Origin of the sequence: Bradyrhizobium sp. MOS003, from assembly GCF_003020125.1 — a bacterium.
GTDB lineage: Bacteria > Pseudomonadota > Alphaproteobacteria > Rhizobiales > Xanthobacteraceae > Bradyrhizobium.
In genome coordinates this window covers 803931-820909 of the sequence record NZ_PYFW01000003.1, presented here as the reverse complement: position 1 = coordinate 820909, position 16979 = coordinate 803931, and the positions used below count along the sequence as shown (strand labels likewise).

14 protein-coding genes and 1 pseudogene are annotated in these 16979 nt (G+C 63.8%); 7 read left to right on the top strand and 8 right to left on the bottom strand.

Features of this window, described 5'->3' with window-relative positions:
• The first annotated feature begins 39 nt into the window (after positions 1 to 39).
• The 5 genes from C7G42_RS18595 to C7G42_RS18575 all read left to right on the top strand — a co-directional run bounded on the left by C7G42_RS18595 (position 40) and on the right by C7G42_RS18575 (position 7756).
• Positions 40 to 1212, top strand: coding sequence for an efflux RND transporter periplasmic adaptor subunit (locus tag C7G42_RS18595; RefSeq protein ID WP_106950376.1), 1173 nt, complete (start codon positions 40 to 42; stop codon positions 1210 to 1212).
• The gene (locus C7G42_RS18590; RefSeq protein WP_106950375.1) at positions 1209 to 4352 is read left to right on the top strand and encodes an efflux RND transporter permease subunit; all 3144 of its coding nucleotides are present in this window, start codon (positions 1209 to 1211) and stop codon (positions 4350 to 4352) included. The genes C7G42_RS18595 and C7G42_RS18590 overlap by 4 nt, the downstream gene beginning before the upstream one ends.
• Complete coding sequence (locus C7G42_RS18585; protein WP_106950374.1) at positions 4339 to 4755, top strand: thioesterase family protein; 417 nt, start codon at positions 4339 to 4341, stop codon at positions 4753 to 4755. Before C7G42_RS18590 ends, C7G42_RS18585 begins: the two co-directional genes overlap by 14 nt.
• Positions 4756 to 4856: 101 nt before the next feature.
• Positions 4857 to 6347 carry a sensor histidine kinase gene (locus tag C7G42_RS18580; RefSeq protein ID WP_106950373.1) on the top strand — a complete coding sequence of 497 codons (1491 nt, stop codon included), beginning with the start codon at positions 4857 to 4859 and terminating at the stop codon, positions 6345 to 6347.
• Positions 6348 to 6508: 161 nt separating this feature from the next.
• Entirely contained in the window at positions 6509 to 7756 is a 1248-nt protein-coding gene (locus C7G42_RS18575; protein ID WP_106950372.1) for an oxalate decarboxylase family bicupin, read from the top strand.
• Positions 7757 to 7910: 154 nt separating this feature from the next.
• On the opposite strand, the gene C7G42_RS36245 is transcribed toward C7G42_RS18575, so the two are convergent.
• From C7G42_RS36245 to C7G42_RS18545, 6 genes and pseudogenes are all read right to left on the bottom strand, one after another.
• Positions 7911 to 8189, bottom strand: a complete 279-nt coding sequence (locus C7G42_RS36245; protein ID WP_502694217.1) for a DUF1275 family protein — start codon at positions 8187 to 8189, stop codon at positions 7911 to 7913.
• 35 nt (positions 8190 to 8224) lie between these two features.
• Positions 8225 to 8437: pseudogene (locus C7G42_RS18565) on the bottom strand (formate dehydrogenase accessory sulfurtransferase FdhD); the annotation flags it as partial.
• Between the two features lie 32 nt (positions 8438 to 8469).
• Positions 8470 to 8970 (bottom strand): Dps family protein, encoded by a 501-nt coding sequence (locus C7G42_RS18560; protein WP_106950370.1) that lies wholly within the window; start codon positions 8968 to 8970, stop codon positions 8470 to 8472.
• Between the two features lie 63 nt (positions 8971 to 9033).
• On the bottom strand, positions 9034 to 9597 hold the full coding sequence (locus C7G42_RS18555) for a cytochrome b (RefSeq protein ID WP_106950369.1): 564 nt from the start codon (positions 9595 to 9597) through the stop codon (positions 9034 to 9036).
• Positions 9594 to 10649: a catalase family peroxidase gene (locus C7G42_RS18550; protein ID WP_106950368.1), complete on the bottom strand. Its 1056-nt coding sequence runs from the start codon at positions 10647 to 10649 to the stop codon at positions 9594 to 9596. Before C7G42_RS18550 ends, C7G42_RS18555 begins: the two co-directional genes overlap by 4 nt.
• 292 nt (positions 10650 to 10941) lie before the next feature.
• The gene (locus tag C7G42_RS18545; protein ID WP_106950367.1) at positions 10942 to 11223 is read right to left on the bottom strand and encodes a hypothetical protein; all 282 of its coding nucleotides are present in this window, start codon (positions 11221 to 11223) and stop codon (positions 10942 to 10944) included.
• A 250-nt stretch (positions 11224 to 11473) separates the two neighbouring features.
• Between C7G42_RS18545 and C7G42_RS18540 the strand changes: the two genes are divergently transcribed.
• Positions 11474 to 11716 (top strand): hypothetical protein, encoded by a 243-nt coding sequence (locus C7G42_RS18540; protein ID WP_106950366.1) that lies wholly within the window; start codon positions 11474 to 11476, stop codon positions 11714 to 11716.
• A 160-nt stretch (positions 11717 to 11876) separates the two neighbouring features.
• A complete protein-coding gene (locus tag C7G42_RS35860) occupies positions 11877 to 12221 on the top strand; it encodes a hypothetical protein (RefSeq protein WP_245427785.1) in 345 nt (114 codons plus the stop codon).
• A gap of 259 nt (positions 12222 to 12480) precedes the next feature.
• On the opposite strand, the gene C7G42_RS18530 is transcribed toward C7G42_RS35860, so the two are convergent.
• Positions 12481 to 13752, bottom strand: coding sequence for an efflux RND transporter periplasmic adaptor subunit (locus C7G42_RS18530; RefSeq protein ID WP_106950365.1), 1272 nt, complete (start codon positions 13750 to 13752; stop codon positions 12481 to 12483).
• Complete coding sequence (locus tag C7G42_RS18525) at positions 13749 to 16931, bottom strand: efflux RND transporter permease subunit (protein ID WP_106950364.1); 3183 nt, start codon at positions 16929 to 16931, stop codon at positions 13749 to 13751. The genes C7G42_RS18530 and C7G42_RS18525 overlap by 4 nt, the downstream gene beginning before the upstream one ends.
• Positions 16932 to 16979: the final 48 nt, after the last annotated feature.

The following is a 16979-nucleotide window of genomic DNA, read 5'->3' as shown; positions in this document are numbered from 1 at the left end:
CGGCTCCGGCAATCCCGGAAATCAAGGAGGATCATCGCCGTGAAACGGAGCCTCATCATTGCACTCGTTGCTCTCGCCGCGATCGTGATCGGCGGAGGATTTTGGCTTTTCGGCAGCGACAGGAAGCCGATCGTCACCGCCGCGCCGCTGCCCGCCGCCGTGCCAGTGGTTGCTGCCGCCGTCACCGGCAAGGATGTTCCGATCTATCTGCGCGGCATCGGCACGGTGATCGCCTACAATACCGACGTGGTGCGCAGCCAGATCCAGGGACAGATCGTCAAGATCGCCTTCACCGAGGGCCAGACCGTCAAGGCCGGCGACCTTCTCGCCCAAATCGATCCTCGTCCTTACCAGGCACAGATCGAGCAATTGACGGCGAACCGCGACAGGGACCAGGCGCAGCTCGTGAACGCCGAGGCCAATCTTTCACGCTACAATCAGCTCGGCGACAAGGGTTATGCGACCCCGCAACTGATCGAAACGCAGACGGCGCAGGTCGCGCAGCTCAAGGCCGCCGTGAAGGCCGACGAGGCGCAAATCGATCAAGCCAATGTCCAGCTCAGCTACACGCGCCTGACGTCGGCGATCCCCGGCATCACGGGTGTCCGCCAGATCGACGTCGGCAACGTGATTCATCCGACCGATCCGAACGGTCTCGTCGTCGTCACCCAGATCGAACCGATCTCGCTGCTGTTCACCCTGCCGCAGGCGGATCTGCCCGCAATCCAGGAGCAGGCCGCGAAGGGAGCGCTGAAGGTCATCGCCTACAGCCAGGACAACAAGATGAAGCTCGATGAGGGCACGCTGCTGCTGGTCAACAACGAGATCGCGGGGACCACCGGCACCGTCCAGCTCAAGGCGGTGTTCCCGAACCATGAGCACCGGCTGTGGCCGGGGCAGCTGGTGAACGCGCGCCTGCTGCTGGAAACCCGCAAGGATGCCCTCACGGTCGCTGGATCGGCAGTTCAGCAAGGTCCGAACGGCAGCTATGTCTACGTCGTGTCTGCCGACCAGACGGCCACCTTGCGTCCCGTTCACGTGGTCGAGATCAGCGACGGGCAGGCTCTGATCGATCAGGGCTTGAAGTCGGGCGACGTCGTCGTGGTCGATGGCCAGTATCGGTTGACCGAAGGAAGCCGCGTCAGAGAGCTGCACGGCAAGGCGGCACGCGAAGCCGATCTGCAAAGCGCCGTGCAGGACGCGCTCCCATGAACCTCTCCGCGCCCTTCATCCTGCGGCCGATCGCGACTGCACTGCTGATGGCCGGCTTGCTGTTGTGCGGCCTTGCGGCCTATCCGCTGCTGCCGGTCGGCGCGCTGCCGAACGTCAACTACCCGACCATCCAGATCTCGGCGCAACTGCCGGGCGCGGACCCCGGCACGATCGCGTCGTCCCTGGCCACGCCGCTCGAACAGCAGCTCAGCCAGATTCCCGGCATCACGCAGCTCACCTCGTCCAGCGCACTCGGCGTGGCACAGCTCACAGTGCAGTTCGAGTTGTCGCGCACGGTAGACAGCGCCGCGGTCGACGTGCTGGCCGCGATCAACGCCGCGAGCCCCTTCCTGCCGCCGAACATCCCGTACCCCCCGACCATCCGAAAGGTGAACCCGGCGGAGACGCCGATCATGCTGATCGCACTGACCTCGGACTCGTTACCGCTGACCACGGTGGATGCCTACGCAGAAAACATCCTGCTGCCGAAGATCTCGCAGGTGCCGGGCGTGGGGCTGGTCGGCATCGGCGGCCAGCAGAAGCCCGCAATCCGTGTCCGCGTCAATCCGCAGGCGCTCGCCGCCCGCGGCATCGGCCTCGAAGACGTCCGCAACGTGATCGCCGGTGCCAATGTCGACCTGCCGAAGGGCACGCTCAACAGCCCGCGCGTGACCTACACGTTGAACACCAACGATCAGCTCCTGAAACCATCGGCCTATGAGGACCTCATCATCGCCTACCGCAACGGTTCGCCGGTGCGCATACGCGATATCGGCACGGCGGTCGAAGGACCCGAGAACGACCTGCTGGCCGGCTGGTACGGCAAAGAGCGCGCCATCATTCTGGCAGTCCAGCGCGTGCCCGGCGCCAACGTGATCCAGACCGTCGACCGGATCAAGACGTTGCTGCCGCAGCTGCAGGCCTCCGTACCGCCAGCGATCAAGGTGACGATCGCCGCCGACCGAACCGCCACCATCCGCGCCGCGGTCTCCGACGTCCAGTTCACGCTGATGCTGACGGTCGCACTGGTGGTGATGGTCATCTTCCTGTTCCTGCGGAATTTCTGGGCCACCGTCATTCCGGCGATCACGGTTCCGTTGGCGCTGATCGGCACGTTCGCGGTTCTCTACGTGCTCGGCTACAGCCTGGACAATCTTTCGCTGATGGCGCTCTCGATCGCGGTCGGATTCGTGGTCGACGATGCCGTCGTGGTCATCGAGAACATCGTACGCCATCTCGAGCAGGGCATGACGCCGATGGAGGCGGCGCTGAAGGGCTCCCGCGAGATCGGCTTCACCATCGTCTCCATCACCCTGTCGCTGATCGCGGTGTTCATCCCGCTGTTCCTGATGGGAGGCTACGTCGGCAAGCTATTCCAGGAGTTCGCAGTCACGATCACCGCAGCGCTGCTGCTGTCTCTGGTCATCTCGCTCACACTGACGCCGATGATGTGCGCGCGGCTGCTGAAGGATCAATCCCGAAAGAAGCACGGCCGGCTCTATCTCGCCTTCGAACGGGGATTCGACGCGCTGCTTTCACTCTATGCGAGAGGCCTGCGGATCGTTCTGCACCATCGCTTCGCGACGCTGCTGGTGATGCTCTCGACCATCGCACTGACCGGCTATCTGTACGTGATCATCCCGAAAGGCTTCTTCCCGCAGCAGGACACCGGGCAGATCGTCGGCATCACCGAGGCTGCCCAGGACATCTCCTTCCCCGCGATGTCCGAACGTCAGCAGGCGATCGTCGACATCCTCTCGAAAGATCCGGCGATCCAGTCGGTGGCGAGCTATATCGGTCCGGGCGGACCGACGGCAACGCTCAATCAGGGACGCATCTTCATCGTCCTGAAGCCGAAGCCCGAGCGCAAGGCCAGCGCCGATCAGGTGATCGAGCGGCTGGGGCCCAGGCTGGCCCACATCCAGGGCATCAGGCTCTACATGCAGGCTGCTCAGGACATCACCATCGGGGCACGGCTGTCGAAGACGCAGTATCAATACACGCTGACGGACGCAGATTCCAACGAGCTCACCAACTGGTCGGCAACCTTCCTGGCAAAGCTCCGCGCGCTCGACCTCATCACCGACGTCGCGAGCGACCAGGCCAATGCCGGTCCGAGGCTCGAAGTCACCGTCAATCGGGAAGTCGCCTCCAGCTTCGGCATCCTGCCGACGACGATCGACAACGCCCTCGACGACGCCTTCGGCCAGCGTATCGTCTCCACCATGTTCACCTCGCTGAACCAGTATCACGTCGTGATGGAGGTCGATCCGAAGTTTCAATACGGACCCGAGGCGCTCAAGGACATCTACCTGAACTCGGCTGGCGGCCAGCAGGTCCCCCTGAGCACGCTGGTCCACGCCGTCATCAAGCCAGCGCCCATCCTGATCAATCACCAGAGCCTGTTCCCCTCGGTCACGATCTCGTTCAACCTGCGGCCCGGCGCGGCGCTCGGCGATGCGGTGACGGCGGTCCAGAAGATCGAGAAGGAGATCGGTAAGCCCGCCTCGCTGTCGACATCGTTCCAGGGCAATGCGCAGGCCTTCCAGTCCTCGCTGTCGGGCACGCCGCTGTTGATCGGGGCGGCACTGATCGTGATCTACATCATTCTCGGCGTGCTCTATGAGAGCCTGATCCATCCGATCACGATCCTGTCGACGCTGCCCTCTGCTGGCATCGGTGCGCTGCTGCTGCTACTCGCCGTCCACACGGATCTCAGCGTCATCGCGATCATCGGCATCATCCTGCTGATCGGCATCGTCAAGAAGAACGGCATCATGCTGGTCGATTTCGCTCTGGAGGTGGAACGCGAGCGCGGGCTCAGCCCGGAAGAGGCGATCTACCAGGCCTGCACGCTGCGCTTCCGCCCGATCCTGATGACGACGATGGCCGCGCTGCTCGGCGGCGTGCCGCTGATGCTCGGCACCGGTACCGGCGCGGAGTTGCGCCAGCCGCTCGGCTACACCATCGTCGGCGGCCTGATGCTCTCGCAGATCCTGACGCTCTACACCACGCCCGTGGTCTATCTCTATCTTGACAAGCTCGGCAACTGGTTCACCGGGCGCAAGCCGCGGGCGGCCGCGACACCCACACTCTCGACAACCGGGGCAGATACGGAACTGAGCCATGAATCCGCTTGAGAAGGTGACGGCCGGCATGACCGCAGAGAGACTGGTGGCCGTCACGCCCGAGATGACGGTCGGCCACGTGATACCAGGCATGCCGGCGGTCTACGGCACGCCGATGATGATCCTGCACATGGAAATGGCCGCCGGATCGGCGGTGCAGCCGTTCCTGCCCGCAGGCCATGTCAGCGTCGGGATGATGGTCAATATCCGCCACCTCGCCGCAACGCCGGTCGGCCGCACGGTGCGCGCGATCGCGCGGGTGATCGCGGTCGAGGCCAAGAGCGTGCTGTTCGAAATCGAGGCCTGGGAGGGCAGCCGCAAGATCGGCGACGGCACCCATCGGCGCGGCGTAGTCGATGTCGCCGAGTTCGAGCGGCGGTTCGACGTGACAAAACCAACAGCAGAGATGGCCTAGCCTCGCGGCCGGCGAGCAGCCGATCTCGACCTCGTGCGCTTTGACAAGGGACCTGCCAGATTGCAAAAGACGGCCCTTCAACGTCGCGTTAGACATTTCGTATGACGCTCGAACGCCTGGACGGCTCCACGCCCGTAAAGCCCCAGCGATGGTGGCGCCGCGTACTCCCAGGCTGGCCCAAGCGGAATCGCGCTCCACTGTGGGCGTGGGGTAGTGTTGCCCTGAGCTTGTTGTCGTTCACGTCTTCCCTGCTCGGCTTCAATTTCACATCGATCGCATTCGCCGCCTCAATAACGGCTTCGCTCGTGGTGATCAGCCTGACCATCACCGCCCGGAAGAAGGCCCATACCGAGCTGGAGCGGAGCGAGCAGCGATATCGCCATCTGTTCAGCCGCATGCCGATCGCATTCCATCAGCTCGACGCCAGCAGGCTGGTCGTGCTGTTCCGTAAATTGCGCCGCGAAGGGGTCAAGGACCTCGGCCCCTATTTCGACAGCCATCCCGAGTTCCTCCGGACCTGCATGGACGCGCTCTCGTTTCAGGAGGCCAACGAACGGGCCGTCCAGATGTTCGGAGGCGGCGTCAGCGACTATGTCGGACCTTCCATGGCCGAGACCTGGAAGGAACGTCCCGATACGTTCCGGCGGGCCATGGAGTCACGCTATCGCGGCGAGACGAACTTCGAGGAAGAGACCCAGATGGTCACCTGGGACGGCCGTATCGTCGACGTCCTCTTCACGACGGCCCGCGTCGGCCCCATCATCGACCTCGAAATCAGCCTGGTCGGCACCATCGACATCTCACAGCGTGTTCGCGCCCAGCAGAAGCTCCAGCAGGTACGGGCTGAGTTCGCGCATGCCGCGCGCGTCTCGATGCTCGGCGAGCTCACCGCCTCGATCGCGCACGAGGTCAACCAGCCGCTGGCCGCCATCGCAACCAACGGCGCCGCCGGGCTGCGGTGGCTGAACAGGCCCACGCCCGATATCGTCGAGATCCGCAAGACCATCGAGAACATCGTCGTGGATGCTCAGCGCGCCGCGAACATCGTGGCGCGCGTTCACGGGATGGCTTCCCGGAAAGTGCCCGAGCAGGCATCGCTGTCGTTCGACGCGATCATCCGCGAAGCGCTTCTCTTCCTGCGACACGAGATGGAATCCCGCAGCGTGAGCATTTTGCACCAACCCGAGCCGAGCGCGCCACAGGTGCTCGGTGACCGCACCCAGCTCCAACAGGTGATCGTCAACCTGACCATCAACGCGGTGCAGGCGCTGACGCAGGCTGGATATGGCGATCGCAGGATTGTCATCAGCACGGTCACGCAAGACGCGGCCACGCTGTGCTGCTCCGTGGAAGACAACGGTCCCGGCATTGCCGCCGAACATCTCGATCGGTTGTTCGAAAGCTTTTTCACGACCAAGGACAGCGGGATGGGCATGGGACTATCGATCTGCCGGTCGATCGTCGAGGCGCACGGCGGCCGGATTGGCGCCCACGGCCATGGCGCCGATGGCGGCGCCCGCTTCTGGTTTACGCTGCCGCTATCCTCCGGGAGCAGCCCAACGCACCAGGCGGATCGGGACGCCCTTGTATGACGGCGTAAAGCTGAGCGGGTCGCGGGCTGGTCGCTGCAGCCATGCATTCCGGCAAAAGCAACGCCGTTCCCGGAAGCTGAAACGGCAAACGAAAACTAGGGTTGGCGGTTGGAGCCCCGTCGCTACGGAGGGCTTCGACATTTTTTCAGGAGCGACCCCAGATGTTTTCACGACGTGATTTGCTGGCAATGTCCGCGGCAGGCGCCGCCATGGTCGGTTCCAGCGCGCAGGCCGCAACCTTCGGCAACCCGAACGAGCCTCCGCAAGGTGCCGTCAACGCCAGGAGCCCCGGCAGCCTGACCGATCCCGGTCCACAAAACCCTGAATTGGCAAAGCAATTCCCCTCCGCACAAACCCCGCCGGCGACCGACGTTGGGGGCCAGGCGATGGATTGGGCCTCGTTCAACAATGCGCCGAGGCGCATCCAGAATGGCGGCTGGGCTCGTCAGGTCACCGTCGCGGACTTCGCCATCTCGAAGGAGATCTCCGGCGTCAACATGCGGCTGTCCGCCGGCGGCATCCGCGAGCTGCATTGGCATCAGGCGGCCGAATGGGCGATCATGACCTATGGCAGCTGCCGCATCACCGTGCTCGACACGCAGGGGCGCCCTTATGTCGGCGACCTCAAGGCCGGCGACCTCTGGTATTTTCCGCCGGGCGCGCCGCATTCACTGCAGGGATTGGGTCCCGACGGCTGCGAATTCGTGATCTGCTTCGATGACGGCCACGCCAATGAGTTCAACACGCTGCTGGTGACCGACTGGCTTGCCCATACGCCGCCCGAGGTGCTGGCGAAGAACTTCGGCGTGCCGGCCGGCGCCTTCGCCAAGATTCCGCTGAACAATCTCTGGATCTTCCAGGGAACGGTGCCCGGCGATCTCGCCGCGGATCGCGCGGCGGTCGCCAAGCATGCGGAGGCACCGCCCTACCCGTTCATCCATTCGCTCGCCAGTTCGGCACCGGTGAAGGAGAGCTCCGCCGGCAGCATCCGCGTCGCCGACAGCAGCAACTTCAAGGTATCCACGACCATCGCCGCGGCACTGGTGACGATGCCGCCGGGAGCGGTCCGGGAGATGCACTGGCATCCGAACGCCGACGAGTGGCAGTACTACATCAAGGGTAAGGCGCGCATGACGGTGTTCGACACCGGCCCGAACGCGCGGACGACGGATTTCGCAGCCGGCGACATCGGCTATGTCCGGCGCAATCTCGGCCATTATGTCGAGAATGTCGGCGACACCGAACTCCAATTCATCGGCGTATTCCGTGCGCCCCGCTACGAGGAGGTCTCGCTCTCCAACTGGCTGACACACACGCCGCCCAAGCTGGTGGCCCAGCACTTCAACATTGACGAGAAGCTGATCGCTCAATGGCCGGACAACGGCCCCGGCGTCATGCCCAAATCCTGAAGCAAGGCCATACGGGGGCCGGAACGAGAAAGGTGCCGAAGCCGGCACCTTTCTTCTTGTCCGTGGTTCGTGCCCTACTGCGATCTACAGCGATCGACCGCAGGGGGACCCGCCGGCAGACGCGCGGCGCCCGCAACGAGCGCGCGTGACGTCATCACGAACAGCTTCGCTTGCGGCAGAGCCAGAGAACCCATGCCGATGATGCGATCGGCAGAGGGAGGCTCCACCCGCCCAGCCATCTCGTCACGCAGCCGCCGGCGGCGGCCCCCAACAGGAACATCAGGCAGAGCACGAGCATGGTTCGTGCACCGCGAGCCGCATCGCGATCCGACGCCGCGACCAACTGATCGATGGCCCGTCGTATGTTTCCAGTGACGGTGACTGCTCCGGAGCGTCGGCCTTGACGCTTGCCCTGGTCAGAGGCTCCGTTGATACAGCTTGTATCGTCATGTTTGCAGGTCCGCGATGTCAGCAGCCAGCGCGCGGCACCGCTTCTTCCGGCAGAAGGACGCGGTGCGGATGCGAGAATACGGCGTATCCATCATCGCGGGCCACGGCGAGAAGCGTAATTCCCGCCTCATCCGCTGCCTGGATAGCGAGCGCGTTCGGCGCAGAAACGGCAACGACGACCAACGCACCGATCATCGCTGCCTTTCCGGTCACCGATCGCGACCTCGATGTGGTGCGATCGGCCGCACGAACCCACCCAATCCTTACGAGTTCGTACCGCTTCGGCCGCTCTCGTAGAGGAACCAGATCCGCCGCTCCGTCTCGTCGATCCAGTTCTCCAGTAGGCTCGCGGTCGCGACATCGCCGTATTCGTCGCAGAGCTCGTGGACCCGACGCATCTCCTGCGTCAGTTGCTGATTGTCGCTGCGAAGCTCGGCGAGCATGTCCTGCGGATCGACATAGTCGGCGTCGTTATCGAGAATGCGCTGCTCGCGCGCAATCTGGCCGATCGAGCGCAGAGTCGTTCCGCCGATCTTGCGTGCCCGTTCGGCAATATCGTCGGTCATGGCAAAGATCTGCTCGGACTGCTCGTCGAGCATCAGGTGATAGTCGCGAAAGTGCCGGCCCGACACGTGCCAGTGAAAGTTCTTGGTTTTCAGGTACAGCGCGAAGACGTCAGCCAGCAACGCTCTCAGCGCGGCTGGGATGTCGCGGTTCGCATTGGCCCCGAGATCCGTCGGAGTCTGGATATCTGCTTTCGTCATGATCGTCGTCCTTGTTGGAGATTGAAAAAGATCGGCGGCGCGCCTCGTCGGCGCACGAAGGGTTCATTCCGACGGCGTCGTCCTGTTCCGCAGTGTGAAGAGTGCCATCGTCCCGAACACGCCATCACGGCGAACCAAGGCGTGGAACAGCGCCGCCGCCAGATGCAGCAGCACGATGGCAAAGAAGGCGAAGCCCAGATAAAAATGAGCACTCCACAGCAGCGTGTGCGCGCGGTCGCTCTGCGGCAGCACCGCCGGAATTTCAATCCCGCCATACAGGACAACCGGATAGGCCGCGGCCCAGAGCATACCGAGACCCAGCAGCGGCATGACAATCATGAGGCCATACAGCGCGAGATGTGACAATCGCGCTCCCAGCCTGATCGCCGGCGGAAGATCTTCCGGCAATGGCGGCGCGCCGTAATGAAGCCGCAGCGCCAGCCTGATCAGGACGAGGACCAGAAGCGTGACACCGAGCGTCTTGTGGATCAGGATCAGCGGCAGATATGTCGGTGCCACCGTGGATACCATGCCGACGCCGATGAAGAGCATGGCAATGATGCAAGCCGCCATCAGCCAGTGCAAGAACCGCTGGATCGGAGCGAAACGATGATGCGCGTTGCTCATGGCTTGGCGACCTCGGTTCGCGGATAGCTGCCGGCTTCTGCCGCACGAAGATCGTAGGATTTGCGGTAGACCGACGAGCGCGCGGCCGGGAACGGATCGTCCGACACCCGAATTCCCTTCGGCAGCACGGTCGGATCGAAGTTGATGTCGCGACACGGCCCGTCCCGCTCCTGTTCGATCCGCTGCACGACGAGCGTTCCGACCTGCACCGTCCGGCGGCCCTCCGGCCAGGCCTTGCTCGGGTCTGCGGTGGGATCGCCGGGACCGGCGACCGTCGTGACCATGGTCCAGCGCTGCGGGCCGTCGGTGCGGATGCGCTCCGTTATCTCCTGCTCGAGGAAATCCGGCCCGCGCCTTTCCAGTTCGGCCTGTGATATCGGTACGGCCGGAGCGGCCGGGAGCAACGACCATCGCACCGTCCGCTCGCCGCCGCGTGCATCCGTGAAGATGAAACTGTTGAGCCCGTGGTAAGCATCCTGGGCATAACTCTCGGTCCAGGGCGCCGTCTTCGCCCAGGCCGCGAAGGCAGCGAATTCCGGATTGGACTGGATGAACGCCTTCATCGCTTCCGGATCTTTCTGGCCGGATGCAATCAGCAGGTCGTGGAACGCTTGCGGCGTGGACACCGCGAAAAACGGCGGATTAATCAGCGCCATCCGCCACTCTTCGCCGTCCGCCGCGGTGATCTGCAATCCCAAACCCCGCACGCGCGCGGTTGCATCCACGGCGTTCGGATCTGTGGTGCCGAGATTGAAGCGGCCCACCGCCAAATACTTGCCGCGCTCAAAGATCCTGGCACGAGAGAGTTCGGCGCCGTTTCCGTTCGCCTCGAAGGCTCCGGTGAAGCAGATTCCCTTGGCATGATTCCGCCGGTGCCCCAGCGGCGCCCCTCCCGGAGGCGCCAGCGCCGCGATCATCCGCTCCGGGGTGAGGCGCCCGGGCGAGAGCCAGCCTGCGGTATATGCGAACGCGGCGGCGCCGCCTCCGAGCACAGCCGCAATCAATACGAGCGAGCCGAAGCCCGAACGCGGCAAGTTGCCTGATTGCTTCATCACTTGTCCTCGCGATGCGTAAGCCGCCTACGGACGGCCACACGGCCCGTTTCGCCGAGCGGTGCGGGTTCCTTGTAGCCGGCGGCCACCGTCACGATCTTCTGAAACCCAACGTCAATTTCACGAAGGCACGTTTGGGCGCGTACGGCCAACGGGAGGCCTATCCGCCGCCTTCGCGGCTTACTCGAAATATCTCGTGCGATTTGAGAATCACCTGCCGGGTTCGACAGCCCTATCCTCCAATCGATCGCATATCGGAGGCTCTCCGAACGAGGCCGGCGACGTCTGCTCTTCAGCAGCCGCGGCAGATCGATCCTTCCAGCATCTTCTCGAGCCGGGCGTCTTCCTTGTCGATGGTCGGGTCCGTGCCGAGCAACGGCCCTTTCGTCACGTGGCCGCCGCCGTCCGACGCTGGAAGTGCGGTACCGAGCGAGTTCGTTCCCGGCGCGGCAGCGCTCGTACCGAGCGTACCGCCGCCACCCATCGACATATGCGATCCCGTACCACCGCGGGCTGACGCGGTGCCCGACAGTCCAATACAGACGGCAACACAAACGACAGGGAATAATCTCATTGCTGACACTCCAGATGTTCACACGATCCGCCGCACTGAAACGAACACCGGTCGCGTTTGATCATGCACAATAGCGCGAGCGTTCTGACAATCGTGACAAAATCTTCTCGCAAGAGTGATGCACATGCGGCGGGACTCTTCGACCGGACTACCTACATGACTCTCATCAGAACAATTCCGGAAACGCCACTAGCCGAGCAGCGATCATCGCCCGCGCCTCTCCGCACACAGTAGCTAATGGAGAATCGCTATGACTGCATTCAAGGTCTTGATCGCTGCAGCGCTGATCTCAACGGCAACGATATCGTCCGCATCGGCGGCCTGGTCTTTCGCCGACCAGGAGCCGGCAGCTTTCGCATCGATGTACCCCGATCGCGACGTGCTGAATGGTGGCGCGCTGACGCCCGCCGGGCGAATGGGCCTCGAGCGACCCGGTGGGGCAGCGCCGGTATTCACCCCTGGGCATCTTGACGGCGAACACGGGCGTCGATGACGGGACGCCGCAAGCAAGCATCGTCCGTCCTGCCGCCCCCATATTTTCACCTCAGCATCCCGGCGGCAGGATCGGCGATACCCCCGGCGTTGGCGCAGCGCCTGAAGCGTTGGCCGCCAACACCGTGGCAGGCGAAGCGAGATTCATCGAGACGCCTTCCATGCAAGCCGAGCTGTTCGGACTGGGTACGACCGCGGCATTCGGTTCGATGCCTGTGCCGCCGGCACCGCCGGTATCTGCCACGATCGTGCCGGGCGCGGGACTCATCGCCACTTGCGGAATCGAAAGCGGCAGAGACGCAGCGCTCGTCACCTGCCCTCCCGGCATCGAGCTGCATGCGACACTCGTGCTTGTTCCAGCCGGCGCAGCCGCGGAGATTATTCCGATAGAGCTTCCGTTCTGTCCCGTGACCGGAAGAATCTCAGCCGCGAGGCTCGATGTCGAAGCGCCCGTGGCCGATACGCTCGGCGTAGCCGGCACCGGGATGGGCGATGACGACGGCTGAGCACAGGCGACCACCGTCCCCGGCGTGGTCGGGTCCGAGGCGAGCGGAACAGGCGCCAGCGTCGTATCCGGAGCCCCCGGCACAGTCGTCGCGGAAAACGGGCCCGGACTGTTGAGCGGCGAAATCACGATCGCACCCGGCACTGTCGGCAGATCCATTGCCGTGCTGCCGGTCGTAGCGACCTGTGCCTGGCCCGGAGAGACTCCGAGCAGGAGAGCCAACATCGTTGCGAGCGCAATCCGCACCATCATCCGTGTCCTTAGCTCACCTCGGTCTTGCGAACGGCGACCTTGCTGCCTTCTGCCAGATTGACTGCGGGGTTGAGCACGACCTGGTCGTTGGGCTGCACGCCGTCGCGCACTTCCACATGGGTGCCGAAATCCCGAGAGATCGAGACCTGCTGAAAATGAACCGTGCCGTTCCGTACGACCACGACATGGAGGCCGTTCTGGTCGAAGACGAGCGCGTCAGAGGGAATCGTCATCGATGCCGTCCTGCGAGGGATCGATAATTCGACCGTGCAATAGATGCCCGGACTGAGCAGGCCGTCGGGATTGGGAACGTCGATCTCGGTCAGCAGCGTCCGGCTCCCCGGCTGCAGCGCGGTTGCGATCCGTGTGACCTTGCCCGCAAACGTCCGCCCCGGAATCTCGGGGACGCGGATGTCCGCATCGACGCCCGGAGCAACGCCAAACGCCTCGTCCTGAGGCACGAACACCTGGGTCCGGATCACGTTGGAATGCATCAGCGTGAACATGAAGGTCGACCCTGCCTGCACCAGGCTGCCATTGTCCACATTGCGCTGGGTGACCACACCGTCGAACGGCGCCACCACACGCTGGTACGACTTCTCCTGCTGGAGGACGCGGATCTGCGCCTGCTGCGCAGTGATGTTCGATTGGGCGACCCCCACCGCGCCTTGCTGCGCGCGCAGGGTGAGACGATCGTTGTCGCCTTGTTGTGCCGTCAACCAGCCCTGCTTGACGAGATTGCTGTCGCGCGAATTGGTGACGTCGGCGAGCTCCCGGCTTGCCTGCGCCTGCTGAAGCGCGGCCTGGTCCTGCGCCAGCGTCGCCTGCGCCTGCGCGATCTGCTGATCCAGCTCGGGCGCGGTGATCTCCGCAAGGAGGTCGCCCTTCTTGACGCGATCACCGATATCGACGTAGCGCTTCTCGATATAGCCGCTTGTCCGCGCGAAGATGTTGGCCGCCTCGAATGCGGTCGTCGTCGCCGGCAGACTCACCTTCATGATGTCGCCGCTGGGCTTGACTGTCGCCACCCGAACTTCCGGAACGTTGGTCCGCACCTGCTCTCCCACCGCGGCAACGACAAGCGCGGCCTCGTAGTGCCGCCAGGCACCGATGCCGAGACCGCCGGCAAGCAGCAGGAGCACACCTCCTCCGAGCAATGCTCCGCCGTAGCGGCGGCGGGATCGCGGACCCTTGCCCGGCAGCTCCACGACCCGGAGGCTCTCCGCCCCCGCGCGGTCTCTCGCCTCGTCGTCATCAGTCCTTGCACGAACGTCGCTCATTCCGGTTGCTCCTCGAATACGCCGTGGCGAGGCTTGCCGTCGTTGCCCTTGCGCAGCATGGCAAAGAGATAAGGCACGATCAGCAAGGTCGTCGGGGTTGCGAACAGCAGGCCGCCGATGACCGCCCGCGCGAGCGCCGCATTCTGCTCCTCGCCGGGCCCGCCGATCGCCATCGGGATCATGCCCACGATCATCGCCGCCGCGGTCATCAGCACGGGCCTGATCCTCGTTCGGCCCGCGCTCAGCGCGGCCTGGAACGCGGAATGTCCCTTCAATTGCTCGTCACGCGCGAAGGTCACGAGCAGGATGGAATTTGCGGAGGCCACGCCGATCGCCATGATGGCTCCCATCAGCGAGGGCACGTTGAGCGTCGTTCCGGTGATAAACAGCATCGTCACGATGCCGCAGAATGTCGCCGGCAGGGCCAGGATGACGACGAAGGGATCGCCGAAGTTCTGGTAGTTCACGACCATCAGCAGGTAGACGAGGATGGCCGCGAACAGCAGTCCGAGTCCGAGATCGCGGAACGACTGATGCATGCTCTGGATCTGTCCCAGAACCTGAATGGAATTGCCCGGCTGAAGCTGCTTCTGCAGGGTGGACGTCACCTTCTCGATGTCGGCTGCGACGCTGCCGAGATCACGGCCCTGCACGCTCGCATAGACGTCGTACACCGGCTGGACATTGGCCTGGTTCGAATTGGTGGGGACGGTGCCACGCTTGAAGGTCGCGACATTGCTGAGCAGGCCGGGCACCGTCTGCCCGCTCGCAGCGAGCGAGGCCGACACCGGCGTGTTGCCCAGGGCGTTCAGAGAATTGGCCCTGTATTCCGGTGTCTGCACGGCCAGGTAATAGGGGATGCCCGACGTCGGATCGGTCCAGAAATTGGGCGAGACCTGCGCGGACGATGAGAGGCTGACATTGATATTGGTGGCGACCGTGCTGGCATTGAGGCCCAGCTGCGCCGCACGGGTGCGGTCGATGTCGGCATAGAGCGCGGGAGCATCGACCTCCTGCTGCAGATGCGCATCGACCACGCCGGGAATCGCCGCAACACTCTTCTGGAGTTCCTTGGCCACGGCCAGATTGTTGTTGCCGTAACCGACCGTACGGACGTCGATCTGCGCCGGAAGACCGAAGTTCAGGATCTGCGTGACGATGTCGGCCGCCTGGAAATAGAATTCGTCCTCCGGGAATGCCGAAGGCAGCACCTGCCGCAACTTCCTGACGTAATCGGCCGTCGGTTTGTGCACATCCTTCAGTGACACCAGGATGGTGCCGTCGTTCACTCCGATTGTCGAACCGTCGGTGAATGCGAGATTGTAGGCCCGTGCCGGAAGGCCGATATTGTCGACGATCAACGCCCGATCACGCTCCGGAATGACTTCGCGGATCTTGTCCTCGACTGCCTGGAAGATCGCTTCGGCGCGCTCGATTCGCGTGCCCGCGGGCGCGCGAACGTGCAGCTGGATCTGGCCGCCGTCGATCAGGGGATAGAAGTCCCTGCCGACGAAGACGAACATGGTGGCTCCGAGCGCCAGCACCAGCACGGCGACGATAGGTACGACGGAGCGACGCCTCAGCAATTTCAGCAGGAGATCGGAATAGCCGTCGCGCAGGCGCTCGAAACCGCGCTCGAACATGGCCGAGGCGCGCGCGAAGATGCCCGACGGGCGCTCGCCCCCGCCGTGACGCCGCTCGCCCTTCAGCAGCAAACCGATGGTGATCGGCGTCAGCGTCCGCGACAACCCGTAGGACGCCAGCATCGCGAACACCACGGCGAGGCCAAGCGGCGTGAACAAATACTTGGCCGGCCCCTCCAGAAATACGACCGAGGTGAACACGCAACTGATCGCGAGCGTCGAGACCAGCGTCGGCACCGCGATCTCTGCGCCCCCGTGCAGGGTCGCTTCCGACAACGGCATGCCTTCCTCGGTCCAGAGCCGGTGCGTGTTCTCGATCGTCACCGTCGAATCGTCGACAAGAATACCGACCGCCAGGGCAAGCCCGCCGAGCGTCATCGTGTTGAGGGTTTCGCCGAGGAAATACAGGACGATCAGCGACGACAGCATCGCCAGCGGGATCGAGATCAGGACGACCAGCGTCGATCGCCATGATCCCAGGAACACCAGGATCATCAGCGCGGTCAGGCCCGCCGCGATCGCACCCTCGCGCAGCACGCCGTCGACCGAATGGGTGACGAAGATCGACTGGTCGAACAGCTCGTTGATCTTCAGCCCCGCCGGCGCCGACGCGCGGATCGACGTCAAGGCCGCCTTCACACCGTTGACGACGGCAAGCGTGGACGCATTGCCGTTCTTGATGACGCTGAGCAGGACGGCGCGGTGGCCGTCCTCGCGCACGATGTTCTGCTGGACCTGGGCGCCGTCGCGGACCTGGGCGACGTCCTTCAGGAAGATTGTGGCCCCGTTCGCGAACTTCACCGGGATCATGTTGAGATCGTGGATCGTGGCCGGCGTCGCATTGGTGCGAACGGTATACTGGGTGTCTCCGATCTTCGTCGTGCCGGTCGGCAGCGTCAGATTCTGGGTGTTCACCGCATTGACGATGTCGAGCGGCGTCAATCCGCGCGACAGCAGCTTGTTCGGATCGAGATCGACCATGATCTGGCGGTATTTGCCGCCCGCGGGTGTGGGCAGAGTCACGCCCGGAACTGGCGCCAGCTGCTGGCGGACGCGGTAGATGCCGAAATCGTAGAGTTGCTGCTCGTTGAGGCTGTTCGACTCGAGGCTGAGCTGCAGCACGGGCACGCTGGACGCATTGAACTGCACGATGATCGGCGGCTGGATGCCCGGCGGCATCAGGGCGCGGATCGCGTTGGTCGCCGAGACGATCTGCGAGATCGCGAGATCGAGATTGACGTCCGGCTGGAAGTAGATCTTCTGAACGGACAGGCCGTTGAGGGTCTGCGCCTCGATATTCTTGATGCCGCTGACATTGGCGCTGATCGAATACTGGCTGTAGGTGCTGACGCGCTGTTCCATCTCCGGCGTCGAGAGCCCGGTGTAGCTCCAGATGACCGTGACGACGGGGATCCTGATCTCCGGGAAAATATCGGTGGGCATCGAGCGGATCGCGATCCCGCCGAGGAAAAGGATCAGCGCAGCTAGCACATAGAATGTGTGCGGAAGCCGTAGCGCGAAGCGAACAATTCCCATGGTGGTCTGCCTGGAGCGAGTTGAGTGGGGGCGTCGAACAGGTGAGGA

Bases quoted from the DNA above. Each gene is read 5' to 3' on its own strand.
- C7G42_RS18525 (WP_106950364.1), bottom strand. From the start codon at position 16,931: ATGGGAATTGTTCGCTTCGCGCTACGGCTTCCGCACACATTCTATGTG.
- C7G42_RS18550 (WP_106950368.1), bottom strand. From the start codon at position 10,649: ATGAAGCAATCAGGCAACTTGCCGCGTTCGGGCTTCGGCTCGCTCGTA.
- C7G42_RS18590 (WP_106950375.1), top strand. From the start codon at position 1,209: ATGAACCTCTCCGCGCCCTTCATCCTGCGGCCGATCGCGACTGCACTG.
- C7G42_RS18580 (WP_106950373.1), top strand. From the start codon at position 4,857: ATGACGCTCGAACGCCTGGACGGCTCCACGCCCGTAAAGCCCCAGCGA.
- C7G42_RS18540 (WP_106950366.1), top strand. From the start codon at position 11,474: ATGACTGCATTCAAGGTCTTGATCGCTGCAGCGCTGATCTCAACGGCA.
- C7G42_RS18585 (WP_106950374.1), top strand. From the start codon at position 4,339: ATGAATCCGCTTGAGAAGGTGACGGCCGGCATGACCGCAGAGAGACTG.
- C7G42_RS35860 (WP_245427785.1), top strand. From the start codon at position 11,877: ATGCAAGCCGAGCTGTTCGGACTGGGTACGACCGCGGCATTCGGTTCG.
- C7G42_RS18575 (WP_106950372.1), top strand. From the start codon at position 6,509: ATGTTTTCACGACGTGATTTGCTGGCAATGTCCGCGGCAGGCGCCGCC.
- C7G42_RS18530 (WP_106950365.1), bottom strand. From the start codon at position 13,752: ATGAGCGACGTTCGTGCAAGGACTGATGACGACGAGGCGAGAGACCGC.
- C7G42_RS18560 (WP_106950370.1), bottom strand. From the start codon at position 8,970: ATGACGAAAGCAGATATCCAGACTCCGACGGATCTCGGGGCCAATGCG.
- C7G42_RS18555 (WP_106950369.1), bottom strand. From the start codon at position 9,597: ATGAGCAACGCGCATCATCGTTTCGCTCCGATCCAGCGGTTCTTGCAC.
- C7G42_RS18545 (WP_106950367.1), bottom strand. From the start codon at position 11,223: ATGAGATTATTCCCTGTCGTTTGTGTTGCCGTCTGTATTGGACTGTCG.